17 protein-coding genes are annotated in these 16,382 nt (G+C 68.2%); 11 read left to right on the top strand and 6 right to left on the bottom strand.

The features are described 5' to 3' along the window. Positions 1 to 136: 136 nt before the first annotated feature. On the bottom strand, positions 137 to 1,315 hold the full coding sequence (locus IQ458_RS11360) for a UbiH/UbiF family hydroxylase (RefSeq protein ID WP_328805158.1): 1,179 nt from the start codon (positions 1,313 to 1,315) through the stop codon (positions 137 to 139). Then, positions 1,312 to 2,520 (bottom strand): 2-octaprenyl-6-methoxyphenyl hydroxylase, encoded by a 1,209-nt coding sequence (gene ubiH / locus IQ458_RS11355; protein ID WP_203322879.1) that lies wholly within the window; start codon positions 2,518 to 2,520, stop codon positions 1,312 to 1,314. Before ubiH ends, IQ458_RS11360 begins: the two co-directional genes overlap by 4 nt. 110 nt (positions 2,521 to 2,630) lie before the next feature. Here ubiH and IQ458_RS11350 point away from each other — a divergent pair, with 110 nt between their 5' ends. The 10 genes from IQ458_RS11350 (at position 2,631) to IQ458_RS11305 (ending at position 12,581) form a co-directional block, all read left to right on the top strand. After that, positions 2,631 to 3,239: a hypothetical protein gene (locus IQ458_RS11350; protein WP_203322878.1), complete on the top strand. Its 609-nt coding sequence runs from the start codon at positions 2,631 to 2,633 to the stop codon at positions 3,237 to 3,239. A gap of 16 nt (positions 3,240 to 3,255) precedes the next feature. Continuing rightward, positions 3,256 to 3,816 (top strand): cob(I)yrinic acid a,c-diamide adenosyltransferase, encoded by a 561-nt coding sequence (locus tag IQ458_RS11345; RefSeq protein ID WP_141455809.1) that lies wholly within the window; start codon positions 3,256 to 3,258, stop codon positions 3,814 to 3,816. 4 nt (positions 3,817 to 3,820) lie between these two features. Next, entirely contained in the window at positions 3,821 to 4,729 is a 909-nt protein-coding gene (locus IQ458_RS11340) for a histone deacetylase family protein (protein ID WP_183638807.1), read from the top strand. Positions 4,730 to 4,865: 136 nt separating this feature from the next. Further along, complete coding sequence (gene lptD / locus IQ458_RS11335) at positions 4,866 to 7,307, top strand: LPS assembly protein LptD (RefSeq protein WP_203322877.1); 2,442 nt, start codon at positions 4,866 to 4,868, stop codon at positions 7,305 to 7,307. Beyond that, positions 7,304 to 8,683 carry a peptidylprolyl isomerase gene (locus tag IQ458_RS11330; RefSeq protein WP_192197909.1) on the top strand — a complete coding sequence of 460 codons (1,380 nt, stop codon included), beginning with the start codon at positions 7,304 to 7,306 and terminating at the stop codon, positions 8,681 to 8,683. Before lptD ends, IQ458_RS11330 begins: the two co-directional genes overlap by 4 nt. 2 nt (positions 8,684 to 8,685) lie before the next feature. Then, a complete protein-coding gene (pdxA, locus tag IQ458_RS11325; protein WP_203322876.1) occupies positions 8,686 to 9,663 on the top strand; it encodes a 4-hydroxythreonine-4-phosphate dehydrogenase PdxA in 978 nt (325 codons plus the stop codon). 66 nt (positions 9,664 to 9,729) lie between these two features. Continuing rightward, complete coding sequence (gene rsmA, locus IQ458_RS11320) at positions 9,730 to 10,527, top strand: 16S rRNA (adenine(1518)-N(6)/adenine(1519)-N(6))-dimethyltransferase RsmA (RefSeq protein ID WP_203322875.1); 798 nt, start codon at positions 9,730 to 9,732, stop codon at positions 10,525 to 10,527. A gap of 41 nt (positions 10,528 to 10,568) precedes the next feature. Next, positions 10,569 to 10,964: a Co2+/Mg2+ efflux protein ApaG gene (gene apaG, locus IQ458_RS11315; RefSeq protein ID WP_425504678.1), complete on the top strand. Its 396-nt coding sequence runs from the start codon at positions 10,569 to 10,571 to the stop codon at positions 10,962 to 10,964. Further along, positions 10,964 to 11,812 carry a symmetrical bis(5'-nucleosyl)-tetraphosphatase gene (locus IQ458_RS11310; RefSeq protein WP_203322874.1) on the top strand — a complete coding sequence of 283 codons (849 nt, stop codon included), beginning with the start codon at positions 10,964 to 10,966 and terminating at the stop codon, positions 11,810 to 11,812. Before apaG ends, IQ458_RS11310 begins: the two co-directional genes overlap by 1 nt. 121 nt (positions 11,813 to 11,933) lie before the next feature. Then, positions 11,934 to 12,581 carry a DUF1287 domain-containing protein gene (locus IQ458_RS11305; protein ID WP_203322873.1) on the top strand — a complete coding sequence of 216 codons (648 nt, stop codon included), beginning with the start codon at positions 11,934 to 11,936 and terminating at the stop codon, positions 12,579 to 12,581. Positions 12,582 to 12,599: 18 nt separating this feature from the next. Here IQ458_RS11305 and IQ458_RS11300 read toward each other — a convergent pair whose 3' ends face one another. Beyond that, on the bottom strand, positions 12,600 to 13,115 hold the full coding sequence (locus IQ458_RS11300) for a dihydrofolate reductase (RefSeq protein WP_203322872.1): 516 nt from the start codon (positions 13,113 to 13,115) through the stop codon (positions 12,600 to 12,602). Between the two features lie 78 nt (positions 13,116 to 13,193). Here IQ458_RS11300 and IQ458_RS11295 point away from each other — a divergent pair, with 78 nt between their 5' ends. Then, positions 13,194 to 14,195, top strand: coding sequence for a hypothetical protein (locus tag IQ458_RS11295; protein WP_203322871.1), 1,002 nt, complete (start codon positions 13,194 to 13,196; stop codon positions 14,193 to 14,195). Here the strand turns inward: IQ458_RS11295 and IQ458_RS11290 are convergent. From IQ458_RS11290 to lgt, 3 genes are read right to left on the bottom strand one after another with little or no spacing between them, the layout of a single operon-like run. Beyond that, entirely contained in the window at positions 14,192 to 14,701 is a 510-nt protein-coding gene (locus IQ458_RS11290) for a hypothetical protein (protein WP_203322870.1), read from the bottom strand. The genes IQ458_RS11295 and IQ458_RS11290 overlap by 4 nt on opposite strands. Beyond that, positions 14,698 to 15,492 carry a thymidylate synthase gene (locus IQ458_RS11285; protein ID WP_183638829.1) on the bottom strand — a complete coding sequence of 265 codons (795 nt, stop codon included), beginning with the start codon at positions 15,490 to 15,492 and terminating at the stop codon, positions 14,698 to 14,700. Before IQ458_RS11285 ends, IQ458_RS11290 begins: the two co-directional genes overlap by 4 nt. Next, positions 15,489 to 16,367 (bottom strand): prolipoprotein diacylglyceryl transferase, encoded by an 879-nt coding sequence (gene lgt, locus IQ458_RS11280; RefSeq protein WP_203322869.1) that lies wholly within the window; start codon positions 16,365 to 16,367, stop codon positions 15,489 to 15,491. The genes IQ458_RS11285 and lgt overlap by 4 nt, the downstream gene beginning before the upstream one ends. Positions 16,368 to 16,382: the final 15 nt, after the last annotated feature.

Genomic DNA, 16,382 nt, shown 5'->3' with positions numbered 1-16,382 from the left:
TCGCGGGTGTCGCCCCTTCCCCCGCCTGCGGGGGAAGGTTGGGATGGGGGCAATCCTGTCATCGCGCGGAAACGACACGCCGCACTTGCGTTCGGGCGCCTCCAAGAAGAGCAGCGGAGCGAGCTCCGCTCTACGATTACAGGCCGGAGGCGCGGCGCCAGAACAGATTGGCCAGCGGTGGCAGGCGGCCGGCCAGGCCCAGCAGCGGTCCGCGCAGCAGGGTCAGGTGCATCTCGTCGTTGGAGAACAGGCGGTTGATGCCGTCGAAGGCGTAGGCGGCGGTCGTGCTTTCGCTGCGGCGTTGGCGTGCCCAGCGCGCAAGACGGTGCGGGGCGCTCCAGTCGACCCTGCGTGACTGGGCATCGCGGACCAGCGCATGCAGCCCGGCCACGTCGCGCAGGCCGAGGTTGACGCCCTGCCCCGCCAACGGATGCACCACGTGCGCGGCATCGCCCACCAGCAGGATCCGTCCCGACACGTAGTGCTGCGCCAGTTGCCGGCGCAGCGGGAACGCCGCCCGCGCGGAGACCGGCCGTGCCTCGCCGAGGCGGGCCGCCGATGCCTGGGTGAGTTCGCGCGCGAACGCCTGGTCGTCCAGCGCGAGCACGCGCAAGGCTTCGGCTTCCGGAAGTGTCCAAACGATCGAACTGCGGCCTTCGGTGAACGGCAGCAACGCCAGCGGACCGGTGGTCAGGAAACGCTGCCATGCCGTGTCTTCGTGCGGTCGTTCGGTCTGGATGTAGGCGACCACGCCGCGCTGGGCATAGTCGTGCTGCGACACCGCCACGCCGGCCGCCTCGCGCAGGCTGGAATCGGCGCCGTCGGCGGCGATCGCCAGGCGCGCATCCAGGCGGGTGCCGTCCTCCAGCTTCAAGCGCACGCCCGCATCGTCCTGTTCGACCTCCTGCACGCGCGCCGGGCAATGCAGCCGCACGCCGGCCGCCGGCAGCGCCGCCCACAGGCGATCGACCAGCAGGGCGTTCTCCAGGATCCAGCCCAGTTGCGCATGGCCGAGCGTGTCGGCGTCGAACACCATGTCGCCACCGCCGGCCGCGTCCCAGACGCACATGCGCCGATAGGGTTGCACGCGCGCCCCGCGGATCGCGCGCCACACGCCCAGCGTCTCCAGCAGCGCGGCGTTGTCCGGCGCGAAGGCATAGACGCGCAGGTCCGGTGCGTCCGGCGACCAGCGCGTCGGTTCGCGCCCTTCGATCAGCGCCACTTCCAGACCCGCTTCGGCCAGTGCCAGCGCACAGGCCGCGCCGACCACGCCGCCGCCGACGATGACCGCGTCCATCTGTCCGCGCCTGCTCACGCCGCCACCTCGCGGCACAGCGCCGGTACATCACCACGGAAGCCCATTGCGCCGCCGACCAGATAGGCCTGCAGCGTTGGCGACACGTCCACGGCCGCCAGGCCCAGGCTGCGCAGCGGCCGCAGCAGCGGGGCCGGATTGGCGGTCAGCCGGGCCAGCCCGTCGGAGAATGCCAGGGTGCGCTGGCGATCCTCGGCGCGTCGGTCGGCGTAGGTCCGCAGCAAGCTGTCGGCACCCGGATCTCCGCCCTGCCCGATCAGCTCGGCCAGGGTCAGCGCATCGCGCAGGCCCAGATTGAATCCCTGCGCGCCAATCGGATGGAGGGTCTGCGCGGCATTGCCCACCAGCACCGCGCGCGGCGCGGTGAGGCGTTCGGCCACCACGCGGGTAATCGGATACGCGCTGCGTTCGCCGCTGGCCAGGAAGCGTCCGATCCGCCAGCCGAACGCCTGCTGCAGGCGCCCCAGCCAGGCGGCTTCGTCCAATCCCGCGACGTTGGCCGCCTGTTCCGAAGGCACGCTGTGGATCGCGCCGAAGTGGCGATCACCGCGCGGCAACAACGCGGTCGGGCCGGTCGCGGTGAAGCGTTCGTAGGCGGTGCCGTCCGGTGCGTGTTCGGCGCGCACGCGGGCGACGAACAGGGTCTGCGCGTAATCGTGTTCCTGCGCGTCGATGCCCAGCGCATCGCGCAATTGGCTACGGGTGCCATCGGCAGCCACCAGCAGGCGCGCGTCCAGTATCTGCTCGCCGGCTTCACCCGCCAGCCGCAGCCGACGGCCCCCTTCGCCGCCTTCCTCCAGGGCCACGAAGCGCGCGGGGCGGTAGCGGGTGACATGGTCCAGCTCGCGCAGCCGCGCTTCCAGCGCCTCGCCGAAATCGCGCGCCACCACCACCTGGCCGAAGCTGTCGCGGCCGTAATCCGCGGCCTCCAGGCGCACCCGCCCGAAATCGCCCTGGCGGCTGATGTGGATGCGGCGGATCGGTCCGGGCGCGGCCTGCAGTTTCCGCATCACGCCCAGCGCGGTGAGCGCGTTGACCGTGGCGGCGGCGAAACTCAGGTTGCGCTGGTCGAACACCGCCGGCATCGTCGTGCCCGGCGTCGCCTCCACCAGGCCCACGTCGATGCCCAGGCGGTCCAGGGCGATGGCCAGGCTGGCGCCGACCAGGCCACCTCCCACGATTACCACGTCATTCCGTTGCGTCATGCCGACATGATACCGGCTTGGCCGGCACGGACCGGTGACCACGCGCCCGCCGGCCCTGTGCGCGCCGCGGTCCGCTAGAATGGTCCGCTGAGCCTCCGGAATCCGTCTGCATGAACACGAACTCCCAACGCGCCGCCGTCCTCGTCCTGCTGGCCCTGCTGATGACGGCCACCCGCCTGCACCTGCCGGCCACGCTGACCCACTTCGGCCCGGTGCCGGATGCTTCCTGGGCGGTGTTCTTCCTTGGCGGCTTCTACCTGCGCGGCTGGACCCGCTGGGCGTTCCCGCTGCTGATGGGGCTGGCCGTCGCCGTGGACTACGTGGTGATCAGCGGCCAGGGCATGAACTTCTGGGCGCACTACTGCACCTCGGCGGCGTACTGGTTCCTGGTCCCGGCCTATTTCGCCCTGTGGGCGGGCGGCCTGCTGGTCCGTCGTTTCCATGCCAGCCATGGCGGCCAGCATGGCCGCGTGCTGGCGGTGACCGTGGCCAGCCTGTTCGCCTCGGTGGTGGTCTGCCACCTGCTGAGCCAGGGCAGCTTCTACTGGCTGTCCAGCGACGTCGTGCCCAATCCCACCGTCGCCGGCTGGTGGAAGAACTACAGCGACTGGTTCCTCCCCTACCTGCGCGTGGCGGCCATCTACGTCGGCCTGGCCGTGATCGCCCACGTCGGCGTGGAGCAGTTGGCGCGCCTGGGTCACCAGAAGGCATCGCGCTGAGCGGAGGGATACCGCGATGGGCAACCGTCTTTCCAAGATCTACACGCGCACCGGCGACGATGGCACCACCGGACTCGGTGACGGCAGCCGGGTCGGCAAGGATTCGGCGCGGGTCAACGCCTACGGCACGGTCGACGAGGCCAACTCGGCCATCGGCGTGATTCTCGCCGCGCCCAATGTCCCCGAGGACGTCGCCGCCCTGTTGACGGTAGTGCAGCACCAGATGTTCGACCTGGGCGGCGAACTGTGCATTCCCGGCCACGCCGCCATCACCGGCGAGGACGTGGACGCGCTGGAAGCGCGCCTGGATCACTACAACGAAGCGCTGCCACCGTTGAAGGATTTCATCCTGCCGGCGGGTGGCGAGGCCGCCGCGCGCTGCCACCTGGCCCGCACCATCGTGCGCCGGGCCGAACGCGAGACCGTCACCCTGGCCCGCCACGATGCGGTGCGACCGGAAGCCATCCGCTACCTCAACCGGCTGTCGGATCTGCTGTTCGTGCTGGCGCGGGTGCTGGCCCGCGCGGACGGCCACGGCGAAGTGCTCTGGAACCACGAGCGGCGGCGTCCCACCTGACGCCGTGATCATCTATACCCATCCCGCCTGCCTGTCGCACGACCCCGGTCCCGAACATCCGGAGCGGCCGGCACGGTTGGAGGTGGTGCTGGAGGTGCTGCGCCGCGCGCATGGCGACCTCGAGTGGCGCGAAGCGCCGCTGGCCAAACTGGGCGATCTGCGCCGCGTGCACGACGAGACGCTGCTGAAGGACGTGCTCGACACCGATTTCGAAGGCCACCGCATGCTGGACCCGGACACGGTGATGGTCCCGGCCTCGCGCGCGGCCGCGCTGCGTGCCGCCGGCGCCGGCATCGCCGCGGTCGACGCGGTCATGCACGGGGAAGCCGGCACCGCCTTCTGCGCGGTGCGCCCCCCTGGCCATCACGCCACTTCCGGCACGGCGATGGGTTTCTGCCTGTTCAACAACATCGCCGTGGCCGCCGCCCACGCGCTGGAGAAACACGGCCTGGAGCGGGTCGCGATCGTCGATTTCGACGTGCACCATGGCAATGGCACCCAGGCGATCTTCTACGACGATCCCCGGGTGGCCTACTTCAGTACCCACGAATCGGGCCTGTTCCCCTACAGCGGCGCGCCCTACGAGCGCGGCGCGGGCAATGTGTTCAACGCCCTGCTCCCGCCGGGCAGCGGCGGCTTCCGCTTCCAGAACACCTGGGCTGACCAGTTGCTGCCGGCGCTGGAGGAATTCCGCCCGCAATTGCTGTTGATCTCCGCCGGCTTCGACGCCCACATGCGCGACCCGCTGGCCGACCTGATGCTGGAAACCGAGGATTTTGGCTGGCTGACCCGGGAACTGCGCCGGATCGCCCGCCGCCACGCCGACGGGCGGATGGTTTCGATGCTGGAGGGTGGCTACGACCTGGAGGCACTGAAAGAGTGCGCCGCCGCCCATGTCGACGAACTGCGCTGAGCGTACCCGCTGGCGACGCCTTCGGGCTGCATGAACCAGACCCGAAACCGGCCGGGGGTATTCATTGCCGCCATGCCGGCGATCCGGCAAGCTAACCGCCGTTTCTGAACCGAACCATCCCGGAGCCCGGTACCGCGTGCGTCCAGTCCTTCGCCTGCTGCCCCTGCCGTTCAGTATCGCCCTGTGCCTGCCGGCGCTGGCGGACGAGAAGCCCGAGAGCTGGGCGCTGTGTCCGATCCAGGATCCCGTCCCGGCCTTCGCAGGCGTGCCCCAGCCCGCCGCGGGCGCCAACACCGAGCAGGCCCGGGCCGCGCGCGCGAACCAGGACACCCACATCGAGGGCAACCAGCTCGGTGGCACCGAACAGAACCTGGAGTACAAGGGCGACGTCGCCCTGGTCCGCGGCGACCAGTTCCTGGGCGCGGACAACCTGACCTACGATCAGGAAAGCGACACCTATTCCGCCGAAGGCCACGTGCGCTACCAGGACGCCGGCATCCGCCTGGTCGCCGAAAGCGCGCGCGGCGATCAGAACGCCGACCGCCACCAGATTGACAACCTGCAGTACCAGCTGGTGTCGCGACGCGGCAACGGCGGCGCCGATCGCATCGACATGAAGGGTCCGGAAGGCAGCCTGCTGCACTCCACCTACTCGACCTGCGATCCCTCCGATCGACGCTGGGAACTGCGTTCGCGGCGCATCGACGTGAACACCGAAACCGGTTGGGGCGTGGCCCACGGCGCGACCGTGCGGCTTGGCCATGTGCCGGTGCTGTACATGCCGTGGTTCAAGTTCCCGATCGACGACCAGCGCCATACCGGCCTGCTGTACCCGGCGCTGAGCCATTCCGGGCGCAATGGTTTCGACTACCGCCAGCCGATCTACCTGAACCTGGCACCGAACTACGATGCCACCTTGAACCCGCGCTACATGAGCGAGCGCGGTTTCGCCCTCGGGGCCGAGTTTCGCTACCTGTACAGGGGCGGTGCCGGCAAGCTGGAGGGCAATTACATGCATCGCGATGATCTGCTGGAGACGCGCTCCCACGAGCCGGAATTCGTGCCCGAGCGCAACCCGGATCCGGACGACAGCCGCGGCTTGTTCCGCTTCAACGGCTACCACAACCTCAGCAAGCACTGGCAGGCGCGCGCCAACCTGGTCTGGATCAGCGATTCCCGCTATGTCGAGGACTTCGCCAACAACCTCGGCGGCCTGACCGCCAGCACACTCACCAGTACCGCCGGCCTGTACGGCGTAGGCCAGTTCTGGAACGGTGGCATCATGGCCGATGCCTGGCAATTGTCGGATTTCAACCTGACCAAGGCTTCGCTGCCGTACAACCGTTTGCCGCGCGCCTATTTCAAATACGAGCGGCCGCTGGGCCAGTGGCTGAATATCGGCTTGCACAGCGAGGCCGTACGCTTCCAGCATGATCTGCGCGATGGCGGGACCCGGCTGGATCTGAAGCCGACCGTCAGCTTGAACTTCGAGGGACCGTCCTGGTACATCCGTCCTACCCTGGCCTGGCGCTACACTGACTATCGCCTGGATCCCGGCCTGGCCCGCAGCATTGCGGTCACCCGCGCGGCGCGCGCGCTGGGCGTGCCTGCCGGCAGCGTCACCGACGCAATGATGCGGCCGTACTACGATGAATCACCCAACCGCAGCCTGCCCATCGGCTCGGTGGACATGGGCCTGTTCTTCGACCGCGAAACCGAGATCAAGGGAAGCCGCTTCCTGCAGACGCTGGAACCGCGGCTGTTTTACCTCAACGTGCCGTATCGCGAGCAGGATGGCATCCCGCTGTTCGACACCCGCCCCTTCACCTTCAGCTGGGGCCAGATGTTCCGTGACAACCGCTATTCGGGTCCGGATCGCCAGTCGGACGCCAACCAATTGACGATGGCATTGACCACCCGTTTCCTTCGTCAGTCCGATGGGTTCGAACGGGCGTCCATGAGCCTCGGCCAGATCCGGTATTTCGAGGACAGCCAAGTTACCCTATCCCCCTCCGAGGCCCCGTTGCTGAAGGGCAAATCGGCATGGATTGCCGATGCCAACTACGCCCCCACCGATCGCTGGACCATCGGCGCCTCCTACCAGTGGGATCCGAAGTTCCGTCGGGAAGACCTAGCCAGCCTGCGCGCGCGCTACCTGATCGGCGACGACGGTGTGGTCAACCTGACCTACCGCCATCGCAGGGACCTGCTGGAACAGGGCGACTTCTCGTTCCTGTACCCGGTCAGCCCGTCCTGGAGCATCGTCGGCCGCTACTACCACTCGTTCATGGACAACAAGCTGCTGGAAGGCATCGCCGGCGTCCAGTGGGATAGCTGCTGCCTGGCAGTCCGCGCGGTGGTGCGCCGCTACGTGCGCAACCGCGAGGGGGAAATGAACAATTCCATCCAGGTCGAATTCGTCCTCAAGGGCCTCGGCTCGGCCGGCCAGGACACGGAGCGCACCCTGCGCCGTGGTATCCTCGGCTATTACCGAGACGATCTCTATCTCGTCCCGCCGAGCAATACCGCGCCGGATCCGGACGACGACAACCGCTACGCTCCGGATATGCTGCCATGACCATCAAGTTGTACCGCCCCCTCGCCGCCGTCCTGCTGGCCGCCGCCTGCGTGCTCCCGCTGTCGGCCCAGACGCTCCAGCCGCTGGACCGGATCGCCGCGATCGTCGACGAGGACGTCATCCTGCAGAGCGAGCTGGACCGCGCGGTCGCCAACGTGGTCAACCAGTACGCCAACCAGCCCGGCCAGTTGCCGCCGCGGGAAGTGCTGGAGCGCCAGGTCATGGAACGCCTGATCCTGATGAAGCTGCAGGTGGCACGCGCCAATGGCAGCGGCATCCAGGTCGGCGATCAGGAAATCAATGGCGCGGTCGCCGCGGTCGCCCAGCAGAACGGCATGACCGTCGACGCCCTGCGCGCGCGCCTGGCCCAGGACGGCATGTCCTTCAACGACTTCCGCAACTCGCTGCGTGACGAAATCACCGTCCAGCGTCTGCGCCAGAGCTTCGCCCAGAGCAAGATCCAGGTCAGCGAGGGTGAAGTGGACGCCGCCCTGGCGATGCAGGCCAGCTCCGGCCAGCAATACCACCTGGCGCACATCCTGGTCGCGCTGCCGGATGGCGCCACCGCCGAGCAGATCACCACGGGCCAGCAGAAGATCGATGGCATCAAGGCATTGCTGGACAAGGGCGAGATGGACTTCAACGCCGCGGCCGTGCGCTACTCCGACAGTCCCAACGCGCTGGATGGCGGCGATCTGGGCTGGCGCAGCATGGACGAAATCCCGACCGCGTTCGTGGAAATGCTCAAGACGATGACGGCCGGCCAGGTCGTCGGCCCGCTGCGCGGCGCCAGCGGCTTCCAGTTGCTGAAGCTGGTGGAGACCCGCGACGCCTCGCAGGCGGAAAAGCGCACCGTCACCGAATACCACGCCCGCCACATCCTCGTGCGCATCACGGAGGCCCAGGACGCTGCCGCGGCCAAGGCCAAGATCGACACCCTGCGTGCCCGCATCGCCGGTGGCGCAGATTTCGCCACCGTCGCCAAGGAATCCTCCGAGGATCCCAACAGCCGTGGTGAAGGTGGCGATCTGGGCTGGTTCCCCGGCGATGCCTTCGGTCCCGCGTTTGGCGAGCAGGTGGCCGGTGTCGGCGACGGACAGGTCACCGAGCCGTTCCGCACCGATGCGGGCTGGCACATCGTGCAGCGCGTGGAAGCGCGCCAGAGCGATGTCACCGATGCCAACCAGCGTGCCCAGGTCCGCGAGACCATCGGCCGCCGCAAGCTGGAGGACGAATACAACCGCTTCCTGCAGGAAATGCGCGGCGAAGCCTACGTGAACATCCGTACCGGCGCGCAGGCCCAGACCGACGGCACGCCGGCCAATGCGCCGGCGGCGGCACCGGCTGAAACGCCCGCGCCCGCTCCCGGCGGCTGAGCATGCTGCCCCGCCTGGCGCTGGTCCCGGGTGAGCCGGCCGGCATCGGGCCCGAACTCTGCGTCAGGCTTGCCCAGCAGCCACGCCGGGATTGCCGGCTGGTGGCGTTCGCCGACCCGGGCGTGATGCAGGCGGCCGCGGCCGCGCTGGATCTGCCACTGCGGCTGCTCGACGAACAGCAGGAAGCCCGCGCATCGGGTGAGCTGTGCCTGCGGCCGCTGGCCAATCCCGCCCCGACCCGGTTCGGCCAACCCGATCCCCGCAACGCCGCCACCGTCATCGCCGCCCTGGCCCAGGCTTCCGACGCCTGCCTGAGCGGTGAATTCGATGGAGTGGTCACCGGCCCGGTACACAAGGCCGCGATCAACGCCGGCGGCATCGCCTACACCGGTACTACCGAACTGCTGGCCGCGCGCGCTGGCCGCGAGGTGGTGATGATGCTGGCCAACGACATCGTCCGGGTCGCCCTGGCGACCACCCACCTGCCCCTGCGGCGGGTTCCCGACGCCATCACCACCGACGCGCTGACCTCCGTGCTGCGTATCACCCACGCCGCGATGCGCGACGATTTCGGCATCGGCGATCCGGTGATCGCGGTGCTTGGCCTCAATCCGCATGCGGGCGAAGCCGGCCATCTCGGCCACGAGGAAATCGAAGTCATCGAGCCGGTGATGGCCGCGCTGCGCGGGGAAGGCATGCGCCTGATCGGCCCGTTGCCGGCGGATACCGCGTTCCTGCCGCAGAAGCTCGCCGGCTTCGATGCGGTACTGGCGATGTACCACGACCAGGGCCTGCCGGTGCTCAAATACAGCGGCTTCGAGCAGGCGGTGAACCTCACCCTGGGCCTGCCGTATCCGCGCGTCGCGGTCGATCACGGCACCGCGCTGGACCTGGCCGGCAAGGGCATTGCCGATCCGTCCAGCCTGTTCGCCGCGGTACAGACCTGCGCCCGCATCGCCACCCTGAAATCCGCAAGCTAGCAAACGCATACCCTGCTTCCTGCCCGCTCGAATCCCCAATCCCCAATCCCGAATCCCTACCTCGCCATGCCCCCCTTCAAGGCGCCACCCAAGAAATCGCTGGGCCAGCACTTCCTCACCGACCGCAGCTACATCGAGCGGATCGTGCTGGCTGTCGATCCCAAGCCGGGCGACAGGCTGGTCGAAATCGGCCCCGGCCAGGGCGCCATCACCCTGCCGCTGCTGCGCCGGCACGGCGAACTGACCGCGATCGAGTTCGATCGCGATCTGATCACCCCGCTGATGGAAGCATCCGAAGGCGTCGGCCGCCTCACCATCATCCACAAGGACGTGCTGGCGGTGGACTTCGGCAAGTTGGCCGGTGACGATCGCCTGCGCCTGGTCGGCAACCTGCCCTACAACCTGTCCTCGCCGATCCTGTTCCATGCGCTCGAACACGCCGCGTCGATCCGCGACATGGTCTTCATGCTGCAGAAGGAAGTGGTGGATCGCATGGCCGCCGGTCCCGGCAGCAAGGTCTATGGCCGCCTGAGCGTGATGCTGCAGGCGTACTGCACGGTGACGCCGTTGTTCGTGGTTCCCCCCGGGGCATTCCGGCCGCCGCCGAAGGTGGATTCGGCGGTCGTGCGGATGGTGCCCCGCCCGCCCGCCGAGATTGGCGTCGCGGATCCGCAGCGCTTCACCGAAATCGTGCGCGCCGCATTCGGCCAGCGCCGCAAGACCCTGCGCAACGCCCTGGGCGGGGTCTGCGACGGGGCCGCGATCGAAGCCGCAGGAATCAGTCCCGACGCGCGCGCCGAACAGGTGGAAGTGGCCGCCTTCATCCGCCTGGCCAACCAGGCACCGGTGGCGCCGACGGCCTGACCGTTCCGGCGCCCGCGCGGCGTTTCCCGTTTCACGCCGCAATGCATACACTGTCCGGCATGAAACACGACTACGCCATCGACATCGACGTAGCCACCCGCTTCCTCGACGATCAATCCGCGCCCGAGGACGGGCGCTATGTGTTCGCCTACACCATCCGCATCCGCAACCGGAGCGACGTGCCCGCGCGCCTGCTGGGCCGTCACTGGGTCATCACCGACGCCAACGGCAAGGTCCGGGAAGTGGAAGGTGCCGGCGTGGTCGGCGAGCAGCCATGGCTGCAGCCGGGCGAGGACTTCGAATACACCTCCGGGGCGGTGCTGGAAACCGACATCGGGACCATGAAAGGAAGCTACGACATGATTGCCGACGACGGCACCCGCTTCGACGCCCCCATTCCCCAGTTCACCCTCTCGGTTCCGCGGACGCTGCACTGATGGCGGTCTGGGCGATAGGCGATCTGCAGGGATGCTACGACGCGACCCAGCGGTTGCTGGAGCGGCTGCGTTTCGATCCCGCACGGGATCGGCTCTGGTTCTGCGGCGATCTGGTCAACCGTGGCGGGCAATCACTGGAAACCCTGCGGCTGGTGCATTCGCTGCGCGAGCAGAGCGTGGTGGTGCTGGGCAATCACGACCTGTCCCTGCTGGCGATCGGCGAACGTTCGCCGGACGAGCAGCGCAAGGTCAATCCGGACCTGCAGCGGGTGGTGCTGGCCGACGATGCACGCGTGCTGCTGGACTGGCTGCGCGGACAGAAACTGGTCCACGCCGACCGCGAACTGGGCTGGATGATGATTCACGCGGGGCTCGCGCCCAAATGGACCACCAGCCTCGCCGAGCGCTATGCGCGCGAGGTCGAGCAGCAGTTGCACGGCAACGGCTATCGCAAGCTGTTCCGCAACATGTACGGCGACAAGCCCAACTGGTCCTCCGGCCTGTCCGGCTACGACCGCGCGCGCGCCATCATCAACGTGCTCACCCGCATGCGCTATTGCACGCCGCGCGGGCGCATGGCGATCGAGGAGAAAGGCGCACCCGGCACCCAGGCGCAGGGCCTGTATCCCTGGTACGAGGTGCCCGGCCGCGCCCCGCGCGATCTGAAGATCGTCTGTGGCCATTGGTCGACCCTGGGCCTGATGATCGGCCACGGCGTGCACGCGATCGATACCGGCGCGGTGTGGGGCGGCAAGCTCACCGCGCTGCAGTTGGATACCGACGAACTGCGGATCGTGCAGGTACCCGGACGCGACGTGGATCCCGCTTCCTTCGCGGGCCGGGACTGACGCCTCCCGAACATCGGGCTTGCGGCTGTTTTCAGTTCACCGATCTCGGCGTACCGGTGGGAGGTTGCTCCTCTACAATCGGGCCATGCGTATTCCGACGGTCCCTCCGCGCACCTTGGCCATGGCCCTGCTGTCCGCCCAGCTGCTGGCGGCATGTGGACGTGCTCCGGCCACCGCAACGTCCCCGCGAGTTCCCGCGCCCACCGCGGTCTCCGCCGCGATGGGCGCGCCCGCAAGCGCTGTTTCCGCCGCCTCCCCTCCCCTGGTCGCGGCCGCCCGGTCGCAGGTCGGCGTCACCCGCAATTACGATCCCGCGTATGTCCGGCTGGCTTATCCAGGCGGCGATGTCCCGCAGGATCGTGGTGTCTGCACGGATGTGGTGATCCGCGCCCTGCGCACGCAGGGACTGGATCTCCAGCAGGCCATCCACGAGGACATGCGGGCCCGCTTCCACGCCTATCCGCAGGACTGGGGCATGTCCGGCCCGGATCGGAACATCGACCACCGCCGTGTGCCCAACCAGATGCACTGGTTCAAGCAACAGGGCTGGCAACGCGCCATCGGCGCACGGGCGACGGACTACGCGCCGGGCGACATCGTCGCCTGGAAGCTGCAAGGCAGCGGCCTGCTGCACATCGGCATCGTCTCCGACCGCCGGGGTGCCGACGGCGTACCGCTGATCCTGCACAACATCGGCGCGGGAACCCGCGAAGAGGATCTGCTGTTCCGGCACCCCATCATCGGCCACTACCGGCCGCTGCTTCCGTAAGCGCGCGGCGACTCCGGCTCAGGCCGTCCGCACCCGCAGGTAATCGATGAATTCGAACGCATGCGCATGGCGCGCGTCGGCCGGATGCGGTTCGCGCCGCACCACGTCCCACTCGGTGGGGTCGAAGCGGGGAAAGTGCGCGTGCGCGTCCTCGACCAACGTATCGACATGGGTCAGGTACAGCGCGTCGGCAAGCGAAAGGGTCTGCGCGTAGATCTCGCCGCCACCGATCACGCAGATTTCCGGATTGTCCTCGCTGGCCGCCCAGGCCAGCGCCTGCTCGAGCGACGCCACCGCCTCCATGCCGGCGAACGGCACCTGTCCACGGCGGGTCAGCACCAGGTTGCGCCGGCCCGGCAGCGCGCGACCGAGCGACTCGGCGGTGCGCCTGCCCATGAGCACCGGCTTGCCCAGGGTCAGCGCCTTGAAGCGCTTGAGGTCGTCGGGCAACCGCCAGGGCAGATCATTGTCGCGGCCGATGGCGTGCCGGCGATCGAGCGCGGCGATCAGCGACAGGGAAACGGATGGATTCATGCGGGCTGACTTCCGGCGTATTGCAGGCGGGGGGAACGCGGCGTACTTTCGCCACACACCATCTTCGGGGAAGGCCGGATGCCCTCGCAAGCCAGAACGATGCTGTTGGCCGGCGGATTGCTGCTGGCCGCGGCCGCCGACGCCGGCCAGTCCCTGCCGGCGCGCTTCGAATCCGACCGCGTCTACCTGGAAGCGCAGGGAGCCACCGGTGAACGCCTGCGCCTGTACACCGACACCGGCGGCGGCCTCTTCCTCAAGCAGGAAGCGGTCGAGCGGTTGAAGCTGCCGCTGTCGCCACTGGAGGATCCGGAAGCGCGCCGCGAACTCGGCGATCGCGCCAAGGTCACCCGCCTGCCCGCCTTCGCGGTGGAGGCCGGCATCCCGCCGCCGCTGGCCGACGATGGCCGCATGATGGTGTTGCCGAGCGCGCTCGCCGGCCCGCAGTTGCCGGGCGCCAGCCAGGACGATGGCATCCTGGGACAGGCGTGGTTCTCCGGCCGCATCTGGACCTGGGACTATCCCGCGCGCCGCTTCCGCCGCGAAGCCGGCGACTGGAAGCCTTCGCCGGAACTGCGCCGGCTGGCGCTGGGCTTCAAGACCGACGGTCACGGCAACCGGGTAACCGACTTCCCGCGCCTGCAGGTCGTCATCGACGGAAAGACGCATTCTCTGCTGCTGGATACCGGCGCGATGACGGTGCTGACGCCGAACGCGCAGGCCGAACTCGCCGACGGCGGTCCCTCCGAGCGCGCCACCAGCATGATCGCCGACAGCGTGTTCCAGGCCTGGCGCAAGGCGCATCCGGACTGGCGGGTGATCAATAACGCGCAGGCCGGCATGGGCTCGGCGATGATCGAGGTGCCGGAAGTGATCATCGCCGGTTACAAGGTGGGGCCGGTGTGGTTCACCCACCGCGAGAACCGCAACTTCCACGACTTCATGTCCAGCTTCATGGACGCGCGGGTGGACGGTGCGCTGGGCGGCAATGCGTTCCGCCACTTCATCATGACCGTGGATTATCCCGGCGCCGCCGCGTACTTCCGCTGCATTGCCGGTTGCCGCGACACCACGCCTCGTTAGCGCGGCGCGGCGTCGGCTTGCCAGGTCGCCAGCAGCGCCTGCGTGCGCGGCTCGTTCCAGCAGCGGTCCGGCACGTAAGCGTGCCGGCCGGATTGCCCTTGCTCGTAGATGAAGCGCCCGCCCGCCACGCGCACCACGTCACCGCGAGCCTCGTAGCGCACGTTCGGTCCGGCACCGAACCGCAGCACGCCCGCCTCCACCGACAGGCGCAGGTCCGGCATGGTGTCCAGGCCGCCGAGCGCGGTCCGCTTCCAGCGGCGGAATTCCAGCCACGGCATCACGCCCTGGGCCAGGCCGGCGGCGGCGATCACCACGGCGGGCAAGCGCAGGCCGGGAGAATCCGCGAATAAAATGATCGCCAGCGCGATGAGTCCCAGCAGCAGCGACGCCCCCCAGATCCAGCGGCGCCAGCCACTGCGGAACCACCACCACTTGAGGTACTGCTCGCGCAGGTAGGCATCGTCGCGGCGGAAACCGATCTCCGCCGCCTCGTCAACACCGCTCATACCGCGACCGGCGCCTTGATGGCCGGATGCGGGTCGTAGCCGAGGATTTCGATGTCCTCGTAGCTGAAGGCAAACAGATCGGTCACGTCCGGATTCAGCCGCAGCGTCGGCAACTTGCGCGGCTCGCGTGCCAGCTGTTCGCGCGCCTGCTCGTAGTGATTGGAATACAGGTGCGCGTCGCCCAGCGTGTGCACGAAGTCGCCCACGCCCAGCCCGGTGGCTTGCGCGACCATGTGGGTCAGCAGCGCGTAGCTGGCGATGTTGAAGGGCACGCCCAGGAAGATGTCGCCGCTGCGCTGGTACAGCTGGCAGCTCAGCTTGCCGTCGACCACGTAGAACTGGAACATCGTGTGGCACGGCATCAGCGCCATCTTCGGCAGATCGGCGACGTTCCAGGCGCTGACGATCAGCCGGCGCGAATCCGGGTTGCGCTTGATCTCCTCGACCACCCATTTGATCTGGTCGATCTCGCCGCCATCGGCGGTCGCCCAGCGGCGCCATTGCTTGCCGTAAACCGGGCCGAGCTCACCGTCGGCGTTGGCCCATTCGTCCCAGATGCTGACCTTGTTGTCCTTCAGGTAGGCGATGTTGGTCTCGCCTTTCAGGAACCACAGCAGCTCATGGATGATCGAACGCAGGTGCAGCTTCTTGGTGGTGACCAGCGGGAAGCCCTCGGCGAGATCGAAGCGCATCTGCCAGCCGAACACGCTGCGCGTGCCGGTGCCGGTGCGATCGGATTTCTCGGCGCCCTGCTCCAGCACGTGGCGCAGCAGATCGAGATAGGGCTTCATGCGGATTCCTTGGCCGGAACGACGGGTTGCAGGACGGGCGAGCGGCGCGACAGCCACAGCAGGTACAAACCCAGCAGGATCAGCGGCACGCTCAGCAGCTGGCCCATGGTCAGCCAGCCGAAGGCCAGGTACTGGAGCTGCTCGTCCGGCACCCGCACGAATTCGACCAGGAAGCGGAACACGCCATACAGCAGCGCGAACAGGCCGGAGACCGCGTAGCGCGGCCGCGGCTGGCGGGAGAACCACCACAGCGCGGCGAACATCACCAGTCCTTCGAGGAACGCCTGGTACAGCTGCGAAGGGTGGCGCGCGAACTGATCCAGCGCGCCGGCCGCGTACTGCGCTTGCAACTGCGCGGCGCTGAAGTCCTTCAATGCCGGATCGGTCGGGAAGATCACGCCCCAATCCGCCTTCGTGTACTTGCCCCACAACTCGGCGCCGATGAAGTTGCCGATCCGGCCGAAACCCAGCCCCAGCGGCACCAGCGGAGCAACGAAATCCATGGTGTCGAAGAAGTGCATGCGCTGGCGGCGCGACCACCACAGCGCGGCGGTCATCACGCCGAGCAGGCCACCGTGGAAACTCATGCCGCCTTCCCAGACCTTGAAGATGGACAGCGGATTGGCGAGAAACCCTTCCAGGCCATAGAACAGGATGTAACCCAGGCGCCCGCCCAGCACCACGCCGATCATCGCGTAGAACAGCAGATCCGAGAATCCGTTGGTGTCCACGCCCGGCAACCGGCCTGCCCGCACCCGCCGCTGGCCCAGCCACCACGCCGCGATGAAACCCAGCAGGTACATCAGGCCGTACCAATGCAGCTTCAGCGGCCCCAGCGACAGGGCAATCGGGTCAATCTGGTGAAGGTAGATCATGCGCCTCGGGGACCG

It is taken from the genome of Pseudoxanthomonas beigongshangi, assembly GCF_016820515.1.
Lineage (GTDB): Bacteria > Pseudomonadota > Gammaproteobacteria > Xanthomonadales > Xanthomonadaceae > Pseudoxanthomonas_A > Pseudoxanthomonas_A beigongshangi.
The sequence above is the reverse complement of the archived record's forward strand: the minus strand, read 5'-3'. Positions and strand labels throughout refer to the sequence as shown.

Bases quoted from the DNA above. Each gene is read 5' to 3' on its own strand.
- ubiH (WP_203322879.1), bottom strand. From the start codon at position 2,520: ATGACGCAACGGAATGACGTGGTAATCGTGGGAGGTGGCCTGGTCGGC.
- IQ458_RS11350 (WP_203322878.1), top strand. From the start codon at position 2,631: ATGAACACGAACTCCCAACGCGCCGCCGTCCTCGTCCTGCTGGCCCTG.
- IQ458_RS11345 (WP_141455809.1), top strand. From the start codon at position 3,256: ATGGGCAACCGTCTTTCCAAGATCTACACGCGCACCGGCGACGATGGC.
- IQ458_RS11330 (WP_192197909.1), top strand. From the start codon at position 7,304: ATGACCATCAAGTTGTACCGCCCCCTCGCCGCCGTCCTGCTGGCCGCC.
- pdxA (WP_203322876.1), top strand. From the start codon at position 8,686: ATGCTGCCCCGCCTGGCGCTGGTCCCGGGTGAGCCGGCCGGCATCGGG.
- rsmA (WP_203322875.1), top strand. From the start codon at position 9,730: ATGCCCCCCTTCAAGGCGCCACCCAAGAAATCGCTGGGCCAGCACTTC.
- apaG (WP_425504678.1), top strand. From the start codon at position 10,569: ATGCATACACTGTCCGGCATGAAACACGACTACGCCATCGACATCGAC.
- IQ458_RS11310 (WP_203322874.1), top strand. From the start codon at position 10,964: ATGGCGGTCTGGGCGATAGGCGATCTGCAGGGATGCTACGACGCGACC.
- IQ458_RS11305 (WP_203322873.1), top strand. From the start codon at position 11,934: ATGGCCCTGCTGTCCGCCCAGCTGCTGGCGGCATGTGGACGTGCTCCG.
- IQ458_RS11300 (WP_203322872.1), bottom strand. From the start codon at position 13,115: ATGAATCCATCCGTTTCCCTGTCGCTGATCGCCGCGCTCGATCGCCGG.
- IQ458_RS11295 (WP_203322871.1), top strand. From the start codon at position 13,194: ATGCCCTCGCAAGCCAGAACGATGCTGTTGGCCGGCGGATTGCTGCTG.
- IQ458_RS11290 (WP_203322870.1), bottom strand. From the start codon at position 14,701: ATGAGCGGTGTTGACGAGGCGGCGGAGATCGGTTTCCGCCGCGACGAT.
- IQ458_RS11285 (WP_183638829.1), bottom strand. From the start codon at position 15,492: ATGAAGCCCTATCTCGATCTGCTGCGCCACGTGCTGGAGCAGGGCGCC.
- lgt (WP_203322869.1), bottom strand. From the start codon at position 16,367: ATGATCTACCTTCACCAGATTGACCCGATTGCCCTGTCGCTGGGGCCG.